The sequence below is a fragment of the Phenylobacterium sp. genome (assembly GCF_004799395.1).
GTDB lineage: Bacteria > Pseudomonadota > Alphaproteobacteria > Caulobacterales > Caulobacteraceae > Phenylobacterium.
The window spans coordinates 1-4,213 of sequence record NZ_SSMZ01000098.1; the positions used below are offsets into that span (position 1 = coordinate 1).

General features: G+C 68.8%; 6 protein-coding genes. 3 read left to right on the forward strand and 3 right to left on the reverse strand.

Annotated features, from left to right (window positions below; genetic code table 11):
* Window positions 1–154: 154 nt before the first annotated feature.
* Window positions 155–1,117 carry a tetratricopeptide repeat protein gene (locus E8A12_RS07015; protein WP_293367203.1) on the reverse strand — a complete coding sequence of 321 codons (963 nt, stop codon included), beginning with the start codon at window positions 1,115–1,117 and terminating at the stop codon, window positions 155–157.
* Between the two features lie 128 nt (window positions 1,118–1,245).
* On the opposite strand from E8A12_RS07015, the gene msrA reads away from it, so the two are divergent.
* From msrA to E8A12_RS07030, 3 genes are read left to right on the forward strand one after another with little or no spacing between them, the layout of a single operon-like run.
* A complete protein-coding gene (gene msrA, locus E8A12_RS07020; RefSeq protein WP_293367204.1) occupies window positions 1,246–1,896 on the forward strand; it encodes a peptide-methionine (S)-S-oxide reductase MsrA in 651 nt (216 codons plus the stop codon).
* Between the two features lie 5 nt (window positions 1,897–1,901).
* The gene (locus tag E8A12_RS07025) at window positions 1,902–2,249 is read left to right on the forward strand and encodes an MmcQ/YjbR family DNA-binding protein (protein WP_293367205.1); all 348 of its coding nucleotides are present in this window, start codon (window positions 1,902–1,904) and stop codon (window positions 2,247–2,249) included.
* The gene (locus tag E8A12_RS07030; RefSeq protein WP_293367206.1) at window positions 2,246–2,584 is read left to right on the forward strand and encodes an MmcQ/YjbR family DNA-binding protein; all 339 of its coding nucleotides are present in this window, start codon (window positions 2,246–2,248) and stop codon (window positions 2,582–2,584) included. Before E8A12_RS07025 ends, E8A12_RS07030 begins: the two co-directional genes overlap by 4 nt.
* A gap of 41 nt (window positions 2,585–2,625) precedes the next feature.
* On the opposite strand, the gene E8A12_RS07035 is transcribed toward E8A12_RS07030, so the two are convergent.
* Together E8A12_RS07035 and E8A12_RS07040 are read right to left on the reverse strand one after the other, a co-directional pair.
* Entirely contained in the window at window positions 2,626–3,960 is a 1,335-nt protein-coding gene (locus tag E8A12_RS07035) for a dihydroorotase (protein WP_293367207.1), read from the reverse strand.
* Window positions 3,953–4,213, reverse strand: a 261-nt coding sequence (locus E8A12_RS07040; RefSeq protein ID WP_293367208.1) for a glycosyltransferase family 9 protein, incomplete at its 5' end; no start/stop codon positions are given. The genes E8A12_RS07040 and E8A12_RS07035, both read right to left, overlap by 8 nt.

Here is a 4,213-nt window from a genome sequence, read left to right on the forward strand (position 1 = left end):
TTCAGGCACTCGGTGGGGACGGAGCCAAGGGCGCGCCTGGAGTCGGCGTCGCGGGCGACCCACAGCATGCCGCGGATCGGCGCATCGTCCAAGGCCGCCAGCGCGCCCGCGCTGACGGTGGCCGAAAGGACAATCCCGCCGAGGATGACGGCGGCTAGTTCCCGTGCGGATCGCCGCCGGCGTCGATCCAACGGCGCAGCTCCTCCGCGTCTGCGCAGCCGTAGGCGCAGAGTTTGTCGAGGCGGGCCAGCATCATCCTGGCGCCGGTGAGGTCGCCCTTGGCCACCTTCAGTTCGCCATAGTACTCGGTGGCGCCGATGTGGTTCGGGGCGATGGCCAGGGCTTGCTTGTAGTAGGTCTCAGCCCGGGCGTAGTCGCCCTTCTTGCGCCAGGCGTAGCCCTCGTAAGTCAGGATGTCGGGGTGCGGCCCAAAGGTCTCCTGCGCCTTGGCGAGGGAAGCCAGCGCCTCGTCATAGCGCTTGTCGTTGATCAGGCTCACCGCCTGGACGTAGGCGGCGTCGCCGGACTTGGCGCCGCCGAACAGGATCGAGCGGTCAAGCATTGCGCTGGGCTTGGGCGCGCCGGCCGCAGGCGGCGTCATGGCGCTCTCGACCTTGGAGTTGAGGTCCTTCAGGCGCGCCGCGTCTGGGCAGCTGTCGCCGCAGGCCTGGGCCTTGGATTTCAGCCAGTCGGCTTCGGTCTGGGCCTTGGGGTCCTTCAGGTTGGCCAGCGCCATGGCCAAGCCGGCGTGCGAAATCGGATCGTCAGGCGTCAGCTTCACGGCCTTCTCGTAGGCGCGGCGAGAGCCTTTCCAGTCGTTGTCGCCGGCCTTGGCCATGCCCAGCAGGCGCCAGCCGTCGGGGTTCTGCGGCACGGCTTCGGTGACGTGTCCGGCCGCGCGGGCGGCGTCCTTGTAGTTGCTGGCCTTCAGGGCGGCGATCGCCTTGGCGTACTCCGCCGCCGGGTCGTAGCTCGGGCCGGACGTGCTCGGCATCGGGGAGCCGCCGCCGCCGGCGGGCATGCCGCCCCCGCCTCCGCCGCTGGCGTAGGCGATGCCACCCCCGGCCATCAAGGCCATCGCACCCGCGATCAGGGTGGTCTTCAAAGCGCGTGGCATGGACAAATCTCCCCAAACGACGTTCTTGCAGTCCAGACTGGCACGGAATTGACCCTACGTCACCCGCCGCGGCGGATGCAAGATGGGCCGCGGATCGCTATGTTCACAGCCGACTGCAAGGAGGCCCCATGTTCGGACGCAAGACGCTGGAAATGCCGACGGAAGCCGACGCCCTGCCGGGGCGCGCGCACCCGATCCCGACGGCCGAGACCCACTTCATCAACGGCCATCCCCTCAAAGGGGCCTATCCGGCCGGGATGGAGACGGCGATCTTCGCCATGGGCTGTTTCTGGGGCGAGGAACGCAAGTTCTGGCAACTCCCGGGCGTCTGGGTGACGGCGGTGGGCTACATCGCTGGCCTGACGCCCAATCCGACCTATGAGGAGGTCTGCTCCGGACGCACCGGCCATACCGAGGCAGTGCTGGTGGCCTATGACCCGAAAGTGGTCAGCTACACCGACCTGCTGAAGGTGTTCTGGGAGGGCCACGATCCGACCCAGGGCATGCGCCAGGGCAATGACATCGGCACCCAGTACCGCTCGGGTATCTACCCTCAGAACGACGCCCAGGAGGCGGCCGCCGAGGCCTCGAAGCTGGCCTACCAGAACGCCCTCGGCGCCAAGGGGTTTGGCAAGATCACGACGGAGATCCGGCCCGGCGGCGAGTTCTACTTCGCGGAGGACTACCACCAGCAGTACCTGGCCAAGAACCCGAGCGGCTACTGCGGCGTCGGCGGCACCGGCGTGGTCTGTCCGATCGGCCTGGGCGTCGAGGCGTAAGGCCCATGACCCCGGCGGCGCTGGACAAGGCGGCGCTGGCGCTGCCGGGCGCCGAGCTCTCCATCAAGTGGGGCGACGACCGCTGCTATGTGGTCGGCGGCAAGATGTTCGCCGCCGCCGATGGGGCGGCCGCCAGTCTGTCGCTCAAGGTCAGCGATATCGCCTTCGAGGCGCTCACCGAAACCGGCCGAGCCAAGCCCGCGCCATACGCCGCGCGCTTCAAGTGGGTGCAATTCGACGACCTGGCGGCGCTGGATGACGCCGAGGTCGTGGATTTGCTGGCGCGCGCCCATGCGCTTATCGCCGGGAAGCTGCCGAAGAAGCAGCGGGCCGCCCTGGGACTGGCGGATTGACGCGTGAGCAAATCGAGGCGGCGGCGATGGCCTTGCCGGCCGCCACCAAGGTCGTCCAGTGGGGCGGCTCGGATGTCTACAAGGTGGGCGGCAAGGTGTTCGCCATCTGTGGCCTTTCCGGCGGCCTGTCGTTCAAGGTGAGCCCTATCGGCTTCGTCGCCTTGACCGAAGGCGGCCCCTGCCGCCAGGCGCCCTATTGCGCCAAGGGCCACTGGGTCAATGTCGCCCTCGACGGGGCGTCCGCCACAGACATCACCGATTGGCTCGCGAACGCCCACGCCCTGATCTCCGCCAAGCTGACCAGGGCCGCCAAGCGCGAACTGGGCTTGGCCTAGGCGATCGCGGCGGCGCGAAGATCATATGTTGGCCGGCGAACTCAGGCGACCAGGGTCTCCTGGAACCGGCACGGTTCGCCCAGGTGCGGGGCGGCGACTTCGCCGTCGCGCATCACCACAGTCCCGCGGATGATCGTCGCCATCGGCCAGCCCTTGGCCTCCATGCCGTCGAAGGGCGTCCAACCGGCGCGGCTGGCCATCATATCGTGGCGGATGGTCTTGCGGGCCTTCAGGTCGACGATCGTCAGGTCTGCATCATAGCCCTCGGCCAGGCGGCCCTTGTCGGCCAGTTGGAACAGACGGTTGGCGCCGTGGCTTGTCAGGTCGACAAGTTGCTCCAGGCTGAGCCGGCCCTCGGCCACATGGGTCAGCATCACCGGCAGCAGGGTCTGCACGCCGGGCATGCCCGAGGGTGAAGCCGGATAGGGCCGGGCCTTCTCCTCCGAGGTGTGCGGCGCGTGGTCGGAACCCAGGACGTCGGGCACGCCGTTGGCCATCCCGGCCCACAGCGCGGCGCGATGCTCGGCGGTGCGGATCGGCGGGTTCATCTGGGCGTAGCCCTTCAGCCGCTCGTAGGCCTCCGGCCCAGCGAGCGTCAGGTGCTGCGGTGTGAACTCGACGCTGGCCACATCCTTATGCTCGGCTAGGTAGGCGACCTCCTGGGCCGTGGTGACATGCAGCACGTGGATGCGCTTGCCGAGCTTCGTCGCGATGCGCACCAGCCGCTCGGTCGACTGGATCGCCGACTGGGCGTCGCGCACCTCGTAGTGGCTGGTCCAGTCGCCGGCGCGGGCGAGCGGGCGGCGGTCGGCCAGGCGATATTCGTCCTCGGAGTGGAAGGCCGCGCGACGGTTGACGTGGCGCAACACCTGCTCGATGCCCTCGTCGTCCTGCACCAGCAGCGTGCCGGTGGAGGCGCCCATGAACACCTTGATCCCGCAGCACCCGGGCAGGCGCTCCAACTCGCCCAGCCAGCGGGCGTTTTCGTGCGTTCCGCCGACGTAAAAGGCGTGGTCGCAGTGCATCCGGCTCTTGGCGCGCGCGAGTTTGTCGGCCAGCGCGTCGGGGTCCGTCGTCGTGGGCTCGGTGTTGGGCATCTCGAATACCGCGACGACGCCGCCCAGAACCGCGGCCCGGGAGCCGGTTTCCAAGTCTTCCTTCCACTCCAGGCCGGGTTCGCGGAAGTGCACCTGGGTGTCGATGACGCCGGGCATTATGGTCAGGCCGGAGGCGTCGAACACCTCGTCGGCGCTGGCTTGGCCGAGGTCGCCGATGGCGGCGATCTTTCCGCCGCGCACCCCTACGTCGGCGGCCCCGCGGCCCTGATGGTTGATCACCTCGCCGCTGCGGACGATCAGGTCGTAAGTCTCAGGCACGCGCGCCCTCCGTGGCGGTCAACAGGTCCTCGGCGGCGTCGCCCACCGTTTCGACGCTGAGGTCCATCATGTGACAGAGCGCCTGGCCGAACCCCGGGTCAACGGCGCGGATCTGCTCATAGCTGCGCGGACCCCGCGCCACGCGGGCATCGACGCCCCAGGGCCCGTAGAGCTGTTCGTCCGAGGGTCCGAACAGCCCCAGCGTCGGGATCCCCGCGGCGGCCGCCAGGTGCATGGTCCCCGAATCATTGCC

Excerpts from the sequence above, each read along its gene's own strand:
- msrA (WP_293367204.1), top strand. The coding sequence starts at position 1,246 with ATGTTCGGACGCAAGACGCTGGAAATGCCGACGGAAGCCGACGCCCTG.
- E8A12_RS07025 (WP_293367205.1), top strand. The coding sequence starts at position 1,902 with ATGACCCCGGCGGCGCTGGACAAGGCGGCGCTGGCGCTGCCGGGCGCC.
- E8A12_RS07015 (WP_293367203.1), bottom strand. The coding sequence starts at position 1,117 with ATGCCACGCGCTTTGAAGACCACCCTGATCGCGGGTGCGATGGCCTTG.